The sequence below is a fragment of the Deltaproteobacteria bacterium genome (assembly GCA_016874775.1).
Classification (GTDB): Bacteria; Desulfobacterota; Binatia; order Bin18; family Bin18; genus VGTJ01.
The window spans coordinates 1-16,447 of record VGTJ01000145.1 but is presented as its reverse complement, the minus strand read 5'-3'; the positions used below and the strand labels follow the sequence as shown (position 1 = coordinate 16,447).

Below are 16,447 nucleotides of genomic sequence, written 5' to 3'. Positions count from 1 at the left end.
CCTTCCTGCCCCAGCGGACCTTCCTGGGAGGAGAACCTATGGGGTGCGTGACGGGCCTGCACGCCGGATCGCTCCGAAGCTTTTCGGGTCGCACGGCCAGCGGCCGTGGTTTCAGCTAGGAATGAAATTGGTCGCCGCGCTCAATTGCCACGATACCCCGCCTGGCAAAGCATTAGTGTCGGTAAGGCGTATTGATGGGGCGCTTGATACAATGTGGAAATCATCCACAGGGGTTGTCGTTCCAATCCCAACATTGCCGTCACTGCGATCGATAAAGACTTTTCCGCTCGCAAGCGACATATCCCCGTTGGCATCGACGACGATACTGTTGAGATTGTTAGCTGAACCGCGGAGGTCAATCACGCTACGGATGCCACCCTGCCGATCAACTAACTCCCAGCTGGCTACTGCGCCACCGCCAGTGGTGTATAATGAGGCCCGCCACTCGATACTATTGGCACTGCCCACCAATTCGGCATCAAAGAGGACACTAGGAACTGTCCCACTGGCCGTGAGATCGGCCGCGTGGGCTGACGGTGTCAGCCAGTCGAAGAATGCCTGCCCAAGTTGAGTCAGGTTGTGACGCACCGTCGCACCCGTGGGCAGCTCTACCCCTGCAGACGGCTCCTCTGCCGGTAGCGTAATCACCCCACTCTGCACGGTAAACCCACCCCACACCCGGTCACTACGGCGTCCAGCCTGTTCGCCCTTCTCTGTCGACGATGACGCGGTCCCGCCAGTCGGCTCCTGCCACGTCACCCACACTTCATAACGATAGTAGCCGTCTACTTTCGCCGTATGCGGTAACCATTGCACTGGCTCGCCCTTCGTATGGGTGTCTACTACGAAGTGATCGGCCGGATCAACGATCTTCACCGTCATTGCCACCACGTGCGGCACCTTGCCTGGCTCGATATGCACCAGACTCGGTGTGATCCGCACGAGCGCTGGGGGTTCTGTCGTTTGGCTCCAGCTCCGTGCAGGCAGACTGAAAAACACTGCACTCACTGTGATCAACATCGCTACCTGGCTACCAAGACTCTGTCGCATAATTTGTCCTTTCTTTATGTTGCGTGAATCTGTTATCGAAGCGTGTCGGGACGTTTACAGCGGTTTGCCTTTGCTTGACGAGAGGCGGAAGGTAGGCCGGAATAAGCGAAGCGTTTCCGGCTTCATGCGTGCCGGGAACGGCCTGTGGCCTTATCCCGGCCTACGTCCATACGTCTGCTCATTCAATTGAAACCGCTGTCGCTTGCTGTTCCAGCGCATCGAGCCGACGGCGTAACTCACCAATGGTTTGCTCCTGCTGCTGATTAACTTGTTCCTGACACTGGTTGAGTGCCGCTTGCGCTTGAATGGTCTGCTCTTGCTGAATCGTATACAGCGTCAGCTCTTCGATCTTCTTGAGTAACTGCATCTGCATCTCACTCAAGTTCACTCCCTGTTGCTTGATGGCTGCTGCTGAGGGAATCTCCGGTAAATGCTGTTCTTGTTTGATGTACGCCGCTACCTCAGAGAGCGGGCGCAGCTTATAGTCGGCCGCAAACACATAGTCCGGCACGTTGAGTTGGGTGCCGTTGGAGATGAAGACGCCATCCGCGCGGATGTTGCCTTGCACATGGAGTTTGGCGAGTGGAGCCGTCCCCGGATTCCCAGGACTAGCGCCGAACTGACCGATACCGACATTGCCGAGATTATCAATGATCATGCGTTGGGTATTGCCGGTGGCGAAACGCAGGGAGGGATTGGGCGCAGTCGCCCCGGCTGCAGGGCGGACATTGAAGAAGCCTGAACCCAAACCAAACGAAGCACCAGAATAGCCGAAGTTGAAGGCGTTGCCATTGGCAGAGGGATCAAGCCCGATCGCATTGAAAACATCGGCAGTCGGAGCCCCAAAGATATGCAGATTCCCGCCTGGGGTCGCCGTCCCAATCCCCACCTGACCAATTAGGGTGTTCGGGTCTTTGTTCACGACCAACGTGTTCGTGGGAACCCCTGGTAATATCCTGAGTGGATTCGTCCCATTTGAAATATCGTCGACATGGAAATTTGAGTCCACACGTAAGCGCCATTCACCTTTGCCGGGTGGAGCACTAATATCGAGGAAACGCAAGCTAGGAGTGACAGAGTCAATTTCGATATCGCTAACAGGAGTTGTCGTGCCAATCCCAACATTGCCATTATTGCGATTGATAAAGACTCTTCCGTTCGCCAACGACATATTGCCGATGGCATCGACCACCATACTCTTGTCGGCATTGTTCAACGCCGAGGTGAAATCAAGCACGGTGGAGGTATTCTTGAGGTCACTTAACTGCCAGCGTTGCGTATTGATATTGGGCGAATTGGTCACAATCTGCCACTCGATTCCAGCCAGATCGGTATCGTCAAAGCTGATAATGGGAAAAAGACTCGACGCAGTGAGATCCGCCGCCTGCGCTGAGGGTACCAGTCCTCCAATTACGCCCACGGTCGCAATCGTGAGACACCGTGCGAAGTTCCATAAACGTCGATAGGCCATTGGCCGTGTTCCTCCTTCTGTTCTTTCCCGCTGCCAAAGCACACAGCGTGTACTCTATAGGCGTAACAAAAGGTGGAACAATTGTTCCTATTGGCAAAAAATCGCGGAGCAAAGGGAAATGTTAGCGTGCCCAGGTGATAGGAACGCGTGGGTCGGGCACGTAGGCACAGAAAGTGCCAGTCTTGATGGTATGACGGAGATGGTCTGCGAGTGAGGGATGGTGAGGGTGAATTTTGCTGATCACTTCTTTGATTGCGCGGGTCACATTGATTCGTGCCCGCTCTATCGGTGAGTTGGATTGACGATCACGGTGGTACAAACCAACCGCTCGTCCCAGTTCTTGAGAAAGCAGCTCCTGTTCGCGGCGGAGGAGCGTCACACGACCAAGGTCGTGATGCTGCTCGGCTTCACCAAGTTCCCCTTGCAGTTCACGCAGACGCTGGCGGTAGTTCACTTTCGCTGTCTCATCGAGTGAGGAATCACCCTCGACGAGCGGAACGTGGTCTTTACCAGACCGTACGGTAACCAACTCCAGGGCGAGAAATTCCTGGCTAGGGTGACTGAGCAGTTGCGCAAGAAAACGCACCCCACGCGTGTTCTTTACCCGACATACTGTCCCCTGATAGCCAAACGACCAGAATTCTCCTTCTTGACGCAAAAATGAGGCATCCCTGTGAACTGAGCTGCTCGTCACAGCCGCGGTGGCTTGCGCGGAGTTTTGCACGGTTTCCGATGGTGTCAGCGGATCACTGCTAGAGACTCGTTGTTGTTGCCGGACAATCTTGTCTATCAAGTCATGCATCTCCAACTCCTCAGCCATACGAGCGGCCTCGTCGAGGAGTGCGAGCGCACGAGGTTGTCCTTCTTGTTGCCCCCAATCTAATAGCATGCGCGCATATTCACACTGCGTGAGAGCAACAAGCGGTCGAGCACCAAGATGCGTGTTCATCTGCAATGCTGCGGCAAAATGCGCTTGCGCCGCGTCCCACTGCCCAAGGGTCGCCGCCAGTAACCCTAACGAACGAGCCACCGACCCTTGTTGGACTGCGCCGGGCCCAACCACGATGCAACGCCCAGCGTACGGCAGTAGGAGTTGATACAGCGCGGCAGCATGAGGTTGGTCACCTAATGTTGCACACGCATCGGCGAGCATGCCGAGTGCGATCAACCAGTCGGTATTCTTCGGGATCACAGCAAATTCGTTCTGCGCGAGGAAGTCCAGCTCCCGCCGCGCATCTTCGACTCGCCCACGGTCCGCATACAAGACCGTGAGGACACACCGCCAGGCTGGGATGGCCGTGAACTGCTGCGCTAAATCTAGCGTCGGCGCTTCGAGATCAATGCGCTCGCGTCCATTACGGAAACTGAGGATCTGGGCAATCAAACACTGCTGCGCATCTGTCGGTCGTACCCGTTGACCAATGGCATAGGCTTGCTGCGCGAGTTGTTCGGCTTCACTGAGGTGTCCAACCAGCCCCGCTCGCAGTGCGCGCCACAACCCTAAAAACCACAGGTACAGTGGTTGTCGCAATACTTCTGCGTGGGTAGTGTAGCGAATCAGTTCGCGATCGACCTGGTCGATATCTCCGACCTCTAGCAGGTCAACGATCCGCCACACGAGGCTACGCACAATGAGTTCGCGATCTCCTGTTGCTTCAGCAATAGACACCAGTTCCGCCGTCACTGCCAAGCGATCATCGAGGTATTCTGGCCCCCACAGTGCGATGTAACGGGCATGGAGCGCACGAACGAGAATGGCAGCGTCTTTACCGCGACGCGCAAGAGTCACTGCTTGTGCACTAAGGGCGTGACGCTGGTCATGATCCTGCGCCCAGTAGAGCTCGATGGCCAGGCGCGCAAGCACTTGTGCCCGTAAAGCGATGGCTCTTTGCGGAAGGAGTTTCAATGCATCCTGTAAGAGCGAGACCACGGCGGGGTCGACACTCCCGGCAGCGGTACCGGTAAAACCCGAGGGCATACCAATCGCCACACGTGCGAGGAGCGAGGCAGCCGCACGTGGGTTGCGGGAGTACTGCTGCCTCGCTTGCAGTGCCGCCTGTTGTAACGTCACCCGTGCCCGCTCCGGCTCGCCAGCTCGTTGTTGCGCTTCGCCCATTGCCAACAGTAACTCTCCACGTAGCATCGTATGACGCGACTGCAGATCAACCGCTTGCAGCGCCTGTTGGTAATAATTCACTGCAGCCTCGTAGGCATAGACTGCCATCGCACGCTCACCGGCCTGTTGCGCGTAGGCAATCGCTTTTCGCACCTGTGTTCCAACATGGGCTGCGGCTAAGAAGTGGTGAGCGAGCGCTGCGAGATGTGGCGTGGTATCAGCGCGTACTTGGTGCTCGATAATCGCTCCGACCTGACCGTGCACGTGGCGCCGCTGCACCGGGGGCAATGATTCATAGAAGGTTTCTCGCATCAACGGATGGGAAAAGCGGAACAGTCCGAGGTGATGCGGCACGGTGTCGAGCACTCCAGCAACGATCGCTTCATCCAATGTGTGCCGCAAAGCTGAGAGTGCAAGCGGAGGAGTCGCTTGTCGCAACAGCATCTGTAACACTTTCAGATGAAATTCTCGTCCAATGACAGAAGCGAGGGTCAGACTTCGCATGCAGTTCTTCGATAAGCGGCGAAACTGCACGCGTAGGACCTCACGGACTCGCTGTGGGAGCGGCAATGGAGTCAGAACCACATCTGTCTGCTCGGTGAACGTGCCGTCCTCCAGAAGAGTCTGCACCATTTCATGGATAAAGAATGGATTCCCCTCGGTCTGCTGATACACTGCGGTGACCCCGCTTCTCGCGAGTGGCGTTCCCACGTATGCTTCAACCAGAGCAGACACGTCACTCTGTGAGAGCCCCGCTAATGGGATGCGTTGGCTGTGTGGAACGCGTGCCAGTTCCGCCAACGTGGCGCTGAGCGGGTGGTCTGCTTCAATCCCCGCCTCGCGATACGTACCAAGCAGAAAGACCGGTACGCGAGGTAGCGCACGGGCAACCCATTGCAAGAGGAGCAACGAAGAGGCATCAGCCCATTGTAAATCATCGAGAATGAGGACAACGGGCCGAGCCATAGCACTTTGCGTGAGCATCTCGGTAAAACTGTCAAAGAAAGGGCCTCGCGCATCCTCAGAGAAGGGATGCACCTCAGCCGGGTGTGGAGGAAAGTGCTTGTGGAGTTCAGGAAGAATGCGAACGATTTCCGTTGCGCGTTCTCCTCCATGCGCTGAAGCCGAAGAAGTCCGTTGATGCGGAGGAAGTGTCGCTCGGACGATTTGCACCCACGGCCAAAAGGGAGGCGTCCCTTCGCTCTCTGAACACTGGCCGATCAAGACTGAGGCATTGCGACTGCGTGCATAAGTGGCAAATTCGTTCGCGACCCGCGTTTTGCCAATGCCAGCCTCTCCGACCAACAGGGCAATACGACCATTGCCAGCGGTCGCCTCATGAAAACACGACTGTAGCCACTCCATCTCTCGTGCTCGCCCAACAAACACGTCCGCTGGTGTCCCCAATACGTTGGCCGTATCAAGGGACGAAGGCCCATGACTCATGTTTCTGTCACCCCCAAGACCCAGAGGGGTGAGTTTATCACTTTTTATGACTCTGTGGCCAGAGTGGGCGGGACAGCCTGCCTGAATGCAGCACTCAAGAGGTAGGCATGAATTTCGCTGAATTGAGGCGCCTCTTGACCGGTCTGATCCGCAAACACCAGGTCTTCAACGATCTGCCCCTGTCGCTCGATATTGCCGTGGAAGAACTGGAGAAACATTCGTGTAGGATTCGACTCCTCACGATTATACGCGTAGGGATCGCGACCACATTGATCCCCCAGTTGTAACCATGCGCCCTTCAGAGTTACCCACACACCACGTTGGCGCTGCCAGACATGCGTCGCCTCATGTGCAAGGGTTGCCGCGGCCCACGGGTTCATGAGATCAACCGCTGCGATGGTATCGCGATCAGCAAAACATGGTCGAGGTAACCGAATGTGACTTCCTCGGATGGAGTAGGCACGGCGGCCACGCGTGGCAGCGACACGAATAGTGTCGGTGTCTAGTGACTCACCAAAATAGCGAGCGAGGAAATCTATCTCTGCCTGTACTAATCGCCGCGGCATGCTACGTTCGCTGTGTCTCCATACTTAGGTTGACTGCGTGCGATCCAGGTTTGTCGCGGCGGAGATCTCCCGATGCGCCTCATCGGCACGAGAGCCGTCGGCGTCATCATCCACATAGGGAAAATTGTCATTGGTGTCGTCAGCAATCCCTAAAGCCAGCATGGTGTCCTCGTCACCTTCACTCGGTTGAGATTCTCCGCCGTCGTCTGGAACAGGGACGGTCAGAGTCACATCTTGAGGTGGTGGTCCTTCAACTTCAAGCGGAGCACTATTTTCCACACCATGCTTAGGTTCCGCACCCTGCGGATCGGTAGCGTGTTGAGCGGACCAGACGGGCTCTCGCGGCTCTTCTGTCACAGCCGTGGTCACCGTGGTTGGATCGGTCGGGACGTGACTGGCAGCAACGCCAAGGAGCGGGGCTTCCGTACTCTTCGCGACCTTTGCGGTGCTCTTTCGATTCGTCTTTCCAGCCGATGTGCGCCCCGGTGTCCCCTTCTTACTGCGTTTTTTGGTGTCGACTACCGTCACGGGTTCTTCTTGTACACTGGGTTGACGATAATAGGCACGATAGCGGCGACCATATTCCGCATACTCTCGGCTGTGCGCATCGACCTTGTTTAACACGACCCCCAACACTTTGGCACGAGCACGGTCGAGACGAGCGACGGCCTCTTGTACAACTTTATAATGCGTCGTCTGACCGTTCACCACCACCATCACTCCATCAACTCGGGAGGAAAGCAGCAGTGCGTCGCTGACAAGACCAAGCGGAGGAGAGTCGATCACGATGTAATCATAGAGGTTGCTGAGGAAGGAAATCGCTGCGTGCATTTTTTTCGCGCCCAGCAGCTCCGCTGGATTTGGAGGACACGCACCACCACTCACAAAGAAGAGGCGATCAACGCGTGTGGTTTGTATCACTTCTGCAAGATCACATTGACCAGTGAGAAACTCAGTGAGTCCCAGCCCCTTGGCCATCTTCAAGACCGCATGACAGTGAGGATGACGAAGGTCAGCATCGATCAGCAGGACCCGCGCTCCCATTTGCGCAAGGGCAATCGCCGTATTCAACGCCGTCAACGTCTTTCCTTCTCCACTCATCGCACTCGTCACCAGCAGACTTCGTGGCGGTCCCGCTGAACGAGATAACAACAACTCCGCTCGTAAGTTGCGATATGCCTCTGGGATCAACGAAAGCGGATGATACCCAAGCAACAATTCTTTAGAGAACACACCAGGAAAGGTCTCGAACTGTGGTGGCACCGGCATTGACCCTTCTCTCCGCAGCACTTCACTCGAAAAGTCGGGCACTGCCCCCAAGCTTGCCAGTTTCAAATAACGCGAAACGTCAGCAGGCGTTCGCACGGTTGCATCACTGCGGCGTGACCAAACGAGAAGCCCTCCTCCAAGCAGCAAACCAGCCACGCCACCACCAAACAACAAGAAATGGGTACGTGATCTGGTAGGTTGTACGGGCGGAATGGCTTTATCAACTAACGTCACACTGGCAATCCGGCCTTGCTGGGATTGTCGTTGTTCTTGATTTTGCTGGAGATAGGCTTCGACGTGCAGATTGGCAAGCCGCGCTGCGAGTTGCGGGTTGGTCGCACGATACGCGACTTTTACGAGACGGGTCTCAGCAATAGGAAGGACCTCAAGGTTCGTCAGATACTCTTCGATGGCGCGAAGCTTGATGTCAGGAGGAGCGTCTATTGCATTCCCCATCCCTCGCGGTTGCGGCTGCGGGCTCTGATTACTATTCGCGGGTAATGACGAAGACGACAGCTTCTGTTCACGGAGGATGCGACTGACGAGGCTGTGGCTTTTCAGCAGTTCGTATTGGGTTTTGTCGTCATTCGCTCCGAGCCCAGAACTGCTCCGACCTGGCAGGTGTTCACTCCCTGAGAGGCTCCCCTGCTGGGTACCAATGAGCAAGGTTGCTTCTGCTCTGTACATCGGCACCTCCGTATATGCGAGATGAAGTGCCGCCAGTGCCAGACTCACCAAGAAGAGCACACTCAGCCAGATAGATTTCTTGCCTAACCGCCAGCGTCGCCACCAATGCTCACGCGTGACCTTTTCTCGTCGGGGTATCTGTGGAGTCGTCTCCACAGCAGGTATCTCTTTCCCAGAACGAAGATGTTGAGGACGGAGATGTGGAGAAAGCGGGCCTTTCACGATGTATACTCCCTTCGGATGACAGCGGAAGATCCTGTCGCCATATGACAGCTCCTATACAAAGAACGGGATACCGCTCAGGTTTCTCAGCATGCCACACCCTTCCCTTGTCCGTACGACTACCCACGTCTTCCGAGCTCCCAGGTGATAATTCGCGGGACACGCTAGGGCGACGTCAGCACAAGGTTGATAATGCCAATGCAGGGCGAGAAATTTTGACAATCCTGCAAAAGATAGAGGTGCCGGGGGGGGCAAAAAGGCCTATCAAAATGACAGAAGCTTCGAGGGATAGTGAATTCTTCGTCAGGTACCGTGCTTAGTGGCCAACCTCTTTGGGTGGGTGAACCGCATCTTCGTCTTCCGCTTGATCAAGAAGGAAACTAAGTTCGTGTAAGGCTTCGTTCACGTGATACGCCACCGCGAGCAGAGACCCATAGGCTTCCTCTTCGGGCTCGTGCAACTTCAGGTGGTCGTTGACAACCGAGAGGAGTTCACGCAGCTGCTCTTCTACGTTGCATAGATGGTCACATGAAGCCATGACGTCCTCCATTTCCTCTCCTCGCGATCCTTGATGGCGGACAATATTAGCCGACAACCGTACCACCGCCTAGAGGGCTCGAACCATACGCTAAAGACTGCAATACTGGCGTGGCGCGTCTTCCTCAAGGTGACGACGCGATACGGATCGCAACAATCACAGGAAGATCATGTTGATAGGTGCTGTACAGAAGAAGACGCTCTACCATCCACAAAAGGCGTCTCGCATGGAGGTTGCTGTGAAGAAACTACTCTGCGTCGTTTTTGCCTGTGGGGTCTTGTTTCGTGCCACCCTCTGCCCAGCGGTTGATACTGCTGCGTTGTTGGCGCAAGGACAACAGTACGAAAATGAGCAAAAGTGGAGTGAAGCCTTTTCTACCTACTCTGAACTCCTGAAGTACGAGCCGCAGCACGCAGAAGGCAATTATCGCCTCGGGCGGGTCAGCGAACGACTCGGATCAATCGATTCGGCTCTCAAGTCCTATCAGGCAGCTTTGCAGGCCAATCCTGGCATGGCCGAAGCCAAGCGGGCGCTTGCTGGATACTACATGAACCGGGGTGTCGGATTTCGACTGAACAAACAATCTGCTGAAGCGATACAAGCCCTACAGCAAGCCTTGACGTACGATCCTACTTCGGCAGGGACACATTTCGAATTGGGCCAAGAATATGAACAGCAGAGGCAACTCGACTCTGCTGTCACCTCCTATCAAGAAGCAATAAAACTCGATGCCAACCATAGCCAGGCGCATACGCGCCTCGCGAGCGTATATACCAACCAAGGGAAACATGACGACGCCGTACGAGAATACCAGGAAGTTCTGCGCCTGAACCCGGAAGATCCTGCAGGTCATCACGGCTTAGGTGTTGCCTACAGTGAGTTAGGCCAGCGCGAACAAGCCATTAGTTCGCTGAAACAGGCAATCCGCTTCTATTTGCGCGCCGGGCATCGCGACAAAGCGCAACCAGCCTATACGCTCCAGAAAAAACTCGAAGCCGAACTCTACGCCACCCCAACGGCAGGAAAAAAGAAATGAGGGGGCGCTGAATGCTGTTTTGACTGAACGCTGATCGCTGCGTGCCGGTGTTCCGTTTGCGAGGATCGTGGTGAGGACGGATGGATGAGTGTAGTGGCGCGGCGATCAGGAGGAAGTGGAGGTCAGGAGGAGAGCAGGTCAGGAGGAAGAACAGGTATAAGCAGCGCTATTTCACTCTCCGTTGCGCTGTCCCTCGCCGCGCTTGATACACATATCGGAGTCGCTCCAGAAACCTTGAGACGAAAAACCCGCGGGTTTTGTTAGTCACGGAATGTCTACCCGTATCACAGCGGAGGCCGCTCCCACGCATCTCTCGCCACTCCTGCAAGCAGCGAAGTCGCTATTCTGTTAGTCAGCTCCGCCAGCAGGGTTACCAGTGAGCATATAACATGGAGTGACAAAGGCGACGAAGCGCATCGGCTGCCGTCGCCCGGGCGCGTTTCAGTGCCAAAAGTGCCGGTAAGTGGTGCGGATGCGTAGCAACGTGAAGTGCCGCCTTGAGTGGTCGGACTTCGCCTTCGGGCGTTGTCAGTCCCTTGATCATGGGCAACCGCATATCAGATCCATCGAGAATGACACGCAGCGTCAAAAACGGCAGCCCGCGCGCGGCAGCAAAAGCCGCATGTACACCACTTTCCATTTCTACCGCAATCGCACCAGTTTCCTGGCCACGTTGAAGCTTCTCTTCCGGGGTGAACAGCACTTTGGGGCTGGTAAACAGCGGACCATCAGCAGCGGGCACCCCGACCGCTTGAGCAGCAGTACGTGCCTGAGCCAGTAACTGGGCATCAACCGGATACTGAGCCACATGGGTCTCTTCAGCGGGGTCTGCCATCGCCACATGCGGAGCCAGTACCAGTTGACCACACGACAGTCCAGGCACAAGTGCACCAGCACATCCGACTGACAGCACGGCCGAGAACGGAGTTGTGGCAAATCGGTCGACGGTGCGTTGTGTTCGGCGAGGGCCGATACCACCAGTCACCACCACCACTTCTGTCTTTCCAGCAACTCCACGCCAGACGCGCTCCTCCTCACGCCGCACTTGTTGCAGGACAGCGCGGACAGCAGCACTTTCCCAGGCAAGTGCCGTAAAAATTCCCACGGGAGCGCTCTTTGCTGTCATCTCCGTCTTCTCTCCGACTCAATGATCTCGCCACCCAATGCGTCTGCCAGTTATATACCGCCACGCAGAATCAACCGTCATCGCGCCATACAGCAAACCAGCCAGCGGTAACGTCCATATACGCACAGGAGGAAGTCCGAAAAATCGGATCGCTGGTCGATAGACGAATGCAGCGACCGCCCATGCACTCACCCCGCTCAGCATCAAGAAGAGTGGCGATGAAGAGGCGGTCATCATCCCTATATTCCCGGTTACGAAAAGCCATCCCATCATTCCCCACACTGCCAGAAATGGGGGGAGCAAAAACATCAACCCCATACCAACCACAGTGCCACCTAAGCGCAACCACGAATACCGCAGTTCAGTAAACGCAGTGCGGCGTACCATCACCCAAATTGTGTCGAGAGCATCATAGACACGTAGGCTTTCAACTTCCGTACGACTCAAAGCCAGTTGAATCGGCGCATCTGTTCCTTTGACAGCTCTGGCTAAACTCACATCATCAATGATGCGATCTTTGATACACGCAAAGCCACCTGCACGGCGAAGATCTGCCGTCTCCAGTAACACACAGCCTCCGGCGGCAGCAGCGAGCGTACTTTGTCGATCATTCACTTGGCGCATGGGATACAGCAAATTGAAAAAGAACACGAACGGGGGAATGAGCAACCGTTCCGCGGCTGAAAGGCAACGTAACCGAGCCATACGGCTATTGAGGGCAAGGTGGGAACGTTCACTTTCAGTCACCAGCCGTCGCAAGGAACATGGTGCATGGTGAATGTCAGCATCGGTCAGCAGAAAATACTTAGGTGGGAGAGCGTGCGATTGACCACTTAGTAAAGAGGAGCGGGGACTCTCCGTCGATCCGTCATCCGCAGTCTGCAGTCCACAATGCGCGGCACCTTGTTCTAATGCCCACACCTTCCCTACCCATCCTTGCGGTAACGGCGCACCGCCAATCGCCGTGAGGCGGTCGCTCGCTTGCACCTGCGCAGCAATCTGCTTTGCGACTACAGCAGTCCCATCATCCGAACGATCGTCGATGACAATCACATGAAATGGGCCAGGATAATCTTGGAGCAGCAACGCTGGGAGCGTACGTGGAAGTGAGTCACTTTCGTTGCGCGCAGGAACGAGAATCGTGACCTGCGGCCACTGTGGCGGTGGCGGCGGGATCGCGTCATCGTCTCCCACAGGTTGGAAATCCCACGGTCGCGCCGGATGCAGTGCAACACCAAGCCAGCTCAAGAGTGAAAGAACGCCGAGGAAAGCTAAGACACTCACCCGCTGCTCCCACTATCCATCCGCTACTGCGTTACGTAGCCGTTGTCGATGAACCACACCACAGCTTTACGCAGCGCTTCGCGCACTGGCGTTTGCGGCAACCCCAGGTCATGAATGGCTTTCGTGGCATCAAAGAACATTTTCTTTTTACTCAGCTTGACGCCGACCGGCGGCACTTGTGGTTCACGGCGAGGAATAAGACGAGCGAGCGTTGCATCAGCATAGGCAACCCCAAGCGCAAGCGCATAGGGTACGCGAAACTGCGGTGCGGGCAAGCGTGTCAACTCTGCCAATATTTCGAGAATCTGCTGCAACGTAAGGTTTTGGTTGCCAAGAATATACTTTTCGCCGACTCGACCTTTTTCCGCAGCCAGGAGGTGACCGGCGGCAACATCTTCGACATCAATCACGTTCAAACCGGTATCGATATAGCCGGGCATACGGCCGTTGAGAAAATCAACGATCACTTGACCAGTCGGAGTAGGCTTTAAGTCGGCAACACCGACAGGGGTGCTAGGATTCACAATAACGACCGGCAGTCCTTCCTGTGCATAGCGCAAAGCAACTTGTTCAGCGAGGAACTTACTGCGCTTGTAATGGCCAACCATGTCAGGAAGGGACACTGGAGTTTCCTCTGTCCCTGGGGTTCCGTCATTCGGAATGCCGAGCGTGGCGACGGAACTCGTGTAGACAACTTTCTCGACACTATTCTCACGCGCAGCGAGAAAGATATTCTCGGTCCCGGTCACGTTGCTAGCATACATCTCTGCCTTGTAACGAACCCACAACTTGTAGAGCGCGGCTACATGATACACCTGCGCACACCCCGCCGTCGCCCGCCGCACTGAGTCAAGGTCACACACATCGCCATGATAGATTTCGATCGGCAGGTCACGAATGTTCCTGCGGTCACTGTGGCGTCGCACCAGCACACGCACCTCGTGGCCTGCATTCACCAACGCGCGAGTCACCGCACCACCGACAAATCCTGTTGCACCAGTTACGAGAATACGCATTGAGCCCTTCCCCCTAAAGGCGGAACCCGAGAGTGTCAAGGGGGCGAGCAGAGACGACGCCTGAAGTCGATTCATGACATCGATCACATAGCGAGAGTGTAGCTCATTTGCCACAAAGATCGGGAGAGTAGAGACGGTGTTGCGACTTCCCCGGCGCGATAAGGAGTGACGACTGCAAACAAGTGGAGAGGCACAACGTGGCTTTCGTGCGACATGTGCCTGTTGAGAAACGCTTGCCTGTCGAACGCACGACTGATGAGGAAAGGAGAGTCTCACGATACCTCACCCCAGATACAGTAGTCACGAGATCGCTGAACGCGGACGCAAGCTCTTTGATGAGCAGCTCTGTGCGCAAGTGACGCCAGGGAACATTGGCAAGTTCTTGGTTATTGATATTGAGACGGGCGAGTACGAAATCGACAGCGAAGAATTGGCTGCTCTCAAACGAGGGCAAGCCAAACATCCCGAGGCCGCCCTCTATATGGTGCGCATTGGTTCCCGTACGGCCTATCAGCTCGGCGGCGCGGGACTGGAGCCCCGCTCATGATCACGGGGTATGTTGTGGCCGGACGCTACGCGACCATTCCTATTGTGGTACATGGCACGTAGGGACAGGATGAGACGCTTGAAGCAGTTATCGACACAGGCTTTACGGGGTTTCTTACCCTGCCGTGCCCCAGATTGCCAAACTGGGCTTTCCCTACCAAGGCTTGATTGATGCACAGTTGGGCAATGGCAGTGCAGCGGAGTTTGATATGTGCGCGGGCGCGGTGCTGTGGGAAGGGCAACTTCGGCACGGCATCGTGCTGGCGGTCGACGGCTCGCCGCTCCTCGGTATGGCCCACCTACGCGGTTCTCGTGTCTGCCTTGAGGTCATTGACGGCGGAGCGGTGACCATCGAACCGCTGCCGTGAATACAAAGAAACAGAGAGTGAGAATACGCACTGGCAAACCAGTTGCCCGTGGCACCCGGCGCCGATTATCTGGCACGGAGCGAGAAAGTCACTACCCATTCTCCATTCGCTGTTCTCTCAATACTGTCAACATCCGGCCCACTATCCCAGTCGTACCAGAAGATATTCTGACGAGTATGCTTGTCTTCAAGGCGACCAAGTCCGCTATAGATCACGTAAAGGGTATAGTGCTCTGCCAGTTCCCGCGGGAGTGGCGACACCATTTCTTTCCGAAGAAAGCCATCGTCCACCATCTTGAAGAGAAAGAATGCCAGGAGAGGTGCAGATACTGCACCGAGCGGGCATCTTGGCGGACGACCTCCCTCTCACTACAGTGCTCGGATGATCCCTGACGTCACAGCTTGTCCGCCACCCAGAACTCAGCGTGTTCTCGTATGGTCCAGGATGAACCGACCGATATCGTCGATGCCCTGTTGCGCTTCATGCATCCTGGCGGCAAAAATCTGAAACACATGGATTTGCCGATCATAGATTTTCAGCTCAACTGGAACACCTGCAGCCTTTGCCAACGCAGTCACGCGGCGAGCATCGTCCAGCAACGTCTCATGGCCGCCGACGGGCACAAAGAGTGGCGGTAATCCCGCGAAGTCCCCGTAGAGCGGCGCGGCCAGCGGATTGCGTACGTCGCCGGTTGGGAGATACAGCTTGGCACAGCCTGCCAGGGTCGCCTTGTGGCACATAGGCTCGACCGCATCCATGGACTGCATGGTCGCGCCGGTATGCTCCAAATCTACCCAGGGCGACATCGGCACGGCGCAAGCGGGCATTGCACCACCTTCCTGCTTGATGACGAAGAGAACCGCCAAGGTGAGGGCTCCGCCCGCGGAATCACCGGCAATGGCGACACGGTTGGCCTTGATCCCTCGCTCCAGCACCCAACGATAGGCACTGACGGCATCCTCCACCGCCGCAGGAAAGGGATGCTCTGGCGCCAGTCGATAGTCCACCGCCAGTACGCATGCCTTGGCGGCGCGGGAGAGGCGCTCACACATGTCACGATAGGAATCGACTGAACCGATCACATATCCCCCGCCATGCAGGTACACCACGGCACGATCTTCGTCAGCCTCCGGCGCGACGATCCATTCTCCCTTGAAGCCCGCCGTCTCAACCTTCTTTGATACAGCTCCGACCACCGACCTCGTGCCGTGGAATAGGCTTTCCCAGCCTGCTCGCATTTCCGCAATGGTGGTGTCCGCATTCCAGCTGTCAAAAATCGCCCGTACATGAGCTATCAGCTGATCAAGCTCTGAGGTAGCGGTCGATGGATTGATGTCGCGCGTCATTTATGTACTCCTCACAATTCACGAAAGGTTACGTACCAAATGCGAGCCCTCACGTAAACAACCGCATACGAGCAGCTCAAGTCGGGCAAGCATAAAGTTGTCGCGCTGGGATCGCTAGAAGAACTTCCAAAGACGTTAATCCAAGCCCGTATTGCCGGTGGACTGAGTCAAGAGGACTTGGCGACCACGCTGGGCCTTAAGCCACAACAGATACAACGCTATGAAGCCACGGAGTAACCGGTGAGCGATCGGCGTTGTTGACAGAGGCCAGCGAGAGCGAACTAGGGGGCATGCAGACCAAGCCGGATCAGGCATTGGTGCCAATAACAATTGGTGAATAAAAAAGCTGCGCTCAGCATA

15 protein-coding genes are annotated in these 16,447 nt (G+C 55.9%); 4 read left to right on the top strand and 11 right to left on the bottom strand.

Going from position 1 to position 16,447, the window contains the following annotated elements; translation table 11 throughout:
* Window positions 1-111 precede the first annotated feature (111 nt).
* The 6 genes from FJ147_21120 to FJ147_21095 form a co-directional block, all read right to left on the bottom strand.
* A complete protein-coding gene (locus FJ147_21120; protein MBM4258386.1) occupies window positions 112-1,050 on the bottom strand; it encodes a hypothetical protein in 939 nt (312 codons plus the stop codon).
* Window positions 1,051-1,228: 178 nt separating this feature from the next.
* The gene (locus FJ147_21115) at window positions 1,229-2,521 is read right to left on the bottom strand and encodes a hypothetical protein (GenBank protein ID MBM4258385.1); all 1,293 of its coding nucleotides are present in this window, start codon (window positions 2,519-2,521) and stop codon (window positions 1,229-1,231) included.
* 121 nt (window positions 2,522-2,642) lie between these two features.
* Window positions 2,643-6,083 (bottom strand): hypothetical protein, encoded by a 3,441-nt coding sequence (locus FJ147_21110; protein ID MBM4258384.1) that lies wholly within the window; start codon window positions 6,081-6,083, stop codon window positions 2,643-2,645.
* A gap of 44 nt (window positions 6,084-6,127) precedes the next feature.
* Entirely contained in the window at window positions 6,128-6,649 is a 522-nt protein-coding gene (locus tag FJ147_21105) for a hypothetical protein (protein MBM4258383.1), read from the bottom strand.
* A gap of 24 nt (window positions 6,650-6,673) precedes the next feature.
* Window positions 6,674-8,761 (bottom strand): polysaccharide biosynthesis tyrosine autokinase, encoded by a 2,088-nt coding sequence (locus FJ147_21100; protein MBM4258382.1) that lies wholly within the window; start codon window positions 8,759-8,761, stop codon window positions 6,674-6,676.
* A 382-nt stretch (window positions 8,762-9,143) separates the two neighbouring features.
* A complete protein-coding gene (locus FJ147_21095; GenBank protein ID MBM4258381.1) occupies window positions 9,144-9,377 on the bottom strand; it encodes a hypothetical protein in 234 nt (77 codons plus the stop codon).
* A 157-nt stretch (window positions 9,378-9,534) separates the two neighbouring features.
* Here FJ147_21095 and FJ147_21090 point away from each other — a divergent pair, with 157 nt between their 5' ends.
* Window positions 9,535-10,401, top strand: a complete 867-nt coding sequence (locus tag FJ147_21090) for a tetratricopeptide repeat protein (protein MBM4258380.1) — start codon at window positions 9,535-9,537, stop codon at window positions 10,399-10,401.
* A 370-nt stretch (window positions 10,402-10,771) separates the two neighbouring features.
* Here the strand turns inward: FJ147_21090 and FJ147_21085 are convergent, their stop codons facing one another.
* From FJ147_21085 to FJ147_21075, 3 genes are read right to left on the bottom strand one after another with little or no spacing between them, the layout of a single operon-like run.
* Window positions 10,772-11,527, bottom strand: coding sequence for a hypothetical protein (locus tag FJ147_21085; GenBank protein ID MBM4258379.1), 756 nt, complete (start codon window positions 11,525-11,527; stop codon window positions 10,772-10,774).
* A gap of 18 nt (window positions 11,528-11,545) precedes the next feature.
* Window positions 11,546-12,811 carry a glycosyltransferase gene (locus FJ147_21080; GenBank protein ID MBM4258378.1) on the bottom strand — a complete coding sequence of 422 codons (1,266 nt, stop codon included), beginning with the start codon at window positions 12,809-12,811 and terminating at the stop codon, window positions 11,546-11,548.
* Between the two features lie 23 nt (window positions 12,812-12,834).
* The gene (locus FJ147_21075) at window positions 12,835-13,827 is read right to left on the bottom strand and encodes an NAD-dependent epimerase/dehydratase family protein (protein MBM4258377.1); all 993 of its coding nucleotides are present in this window, start codon (window positions 13,825-13,827) and stop codon (window positions 12,835-12,837) included.
* A gap of 277 nt (window positions 13,828-14,104) precedes the next feature.
* On the opposite strand from FJ147_21075, the gene FJ147_21070 reads away from it, so the two are divergent.
* Both FJ147_21070 and FJ147_21065 read left to right on the top strand, forming a co-directional pair.
* The gene (locus FJ147_21070; protein MBM4258376.1) at window positions 14,105-14,374 is read left to right on the top strand and encodes a hypothetical protein; all 270 of its coding nucleotides are present in this window, start codon (window positions 14,105-14,107) and stop codon (window positions 14,372-14,374) included.
* A gap of 124 nt (window positions 14,375-14,498) precedes the next feature.
* Complete coding sequence (locus FJ147_21065) at window positions 14,499-14,741, top strand: hypothetical protein (GenBank protein MBM4258375.1); 243 nt, start codon at window positions 14,499-14,501, stop codon at window positions 14,739-14,741.
* A gap of 65 nt (window positions 14,742-14,806) precedes the next feature.
* Here the strand turns inward: FJ147_21065 and FJ147_21060 are convergent, their stop codons facing one another.
* Both FJ147_21060 and FJ147_21055 read right to left on the bottom strand, forming a co-directional pair.
* Window positions 14,807-15,004, bottom strand: coding sequence for a hypothetical protein (locus tag FJ147_21060; GenBank protein ID MBM4258374.1), 198 nt, complete (start codon window positions 15,002-15,004; stop codon window positions 14,807-14,809).
* Between the two features lie 156 nt (window positions 15,005-15,160).
* Window positions 15,161-16,087: an alpha/beta hydrolase gene (locus FJ147_21055; protein MBM4258373.1), complete on the bottom strand. Its 927-nt coding sequence runs from the start codon at window positions 16,085-16,087 to the stop codon at window positions 15,161-15,163.
* A gap of 105 nt (window positions 16,088-16,192) precedes the next feature.
* Between FJ147_21055 and FJ147_21050 the strand changes: the two genes are divergently transcribed.
* On the top strand, window positions 16,193-16,324 hold the full coding sequence (locus FJ147_21050; protein ID MBM4258372.1) for a helix-turn-helix transcriptional regulator: 132 nt from the start codon (window positions 16,193-16,195) through the stop codon (window positions 16,322-16,324).
* Window positions 16,325-16,447: the final 123 nt, after the last annotated feature.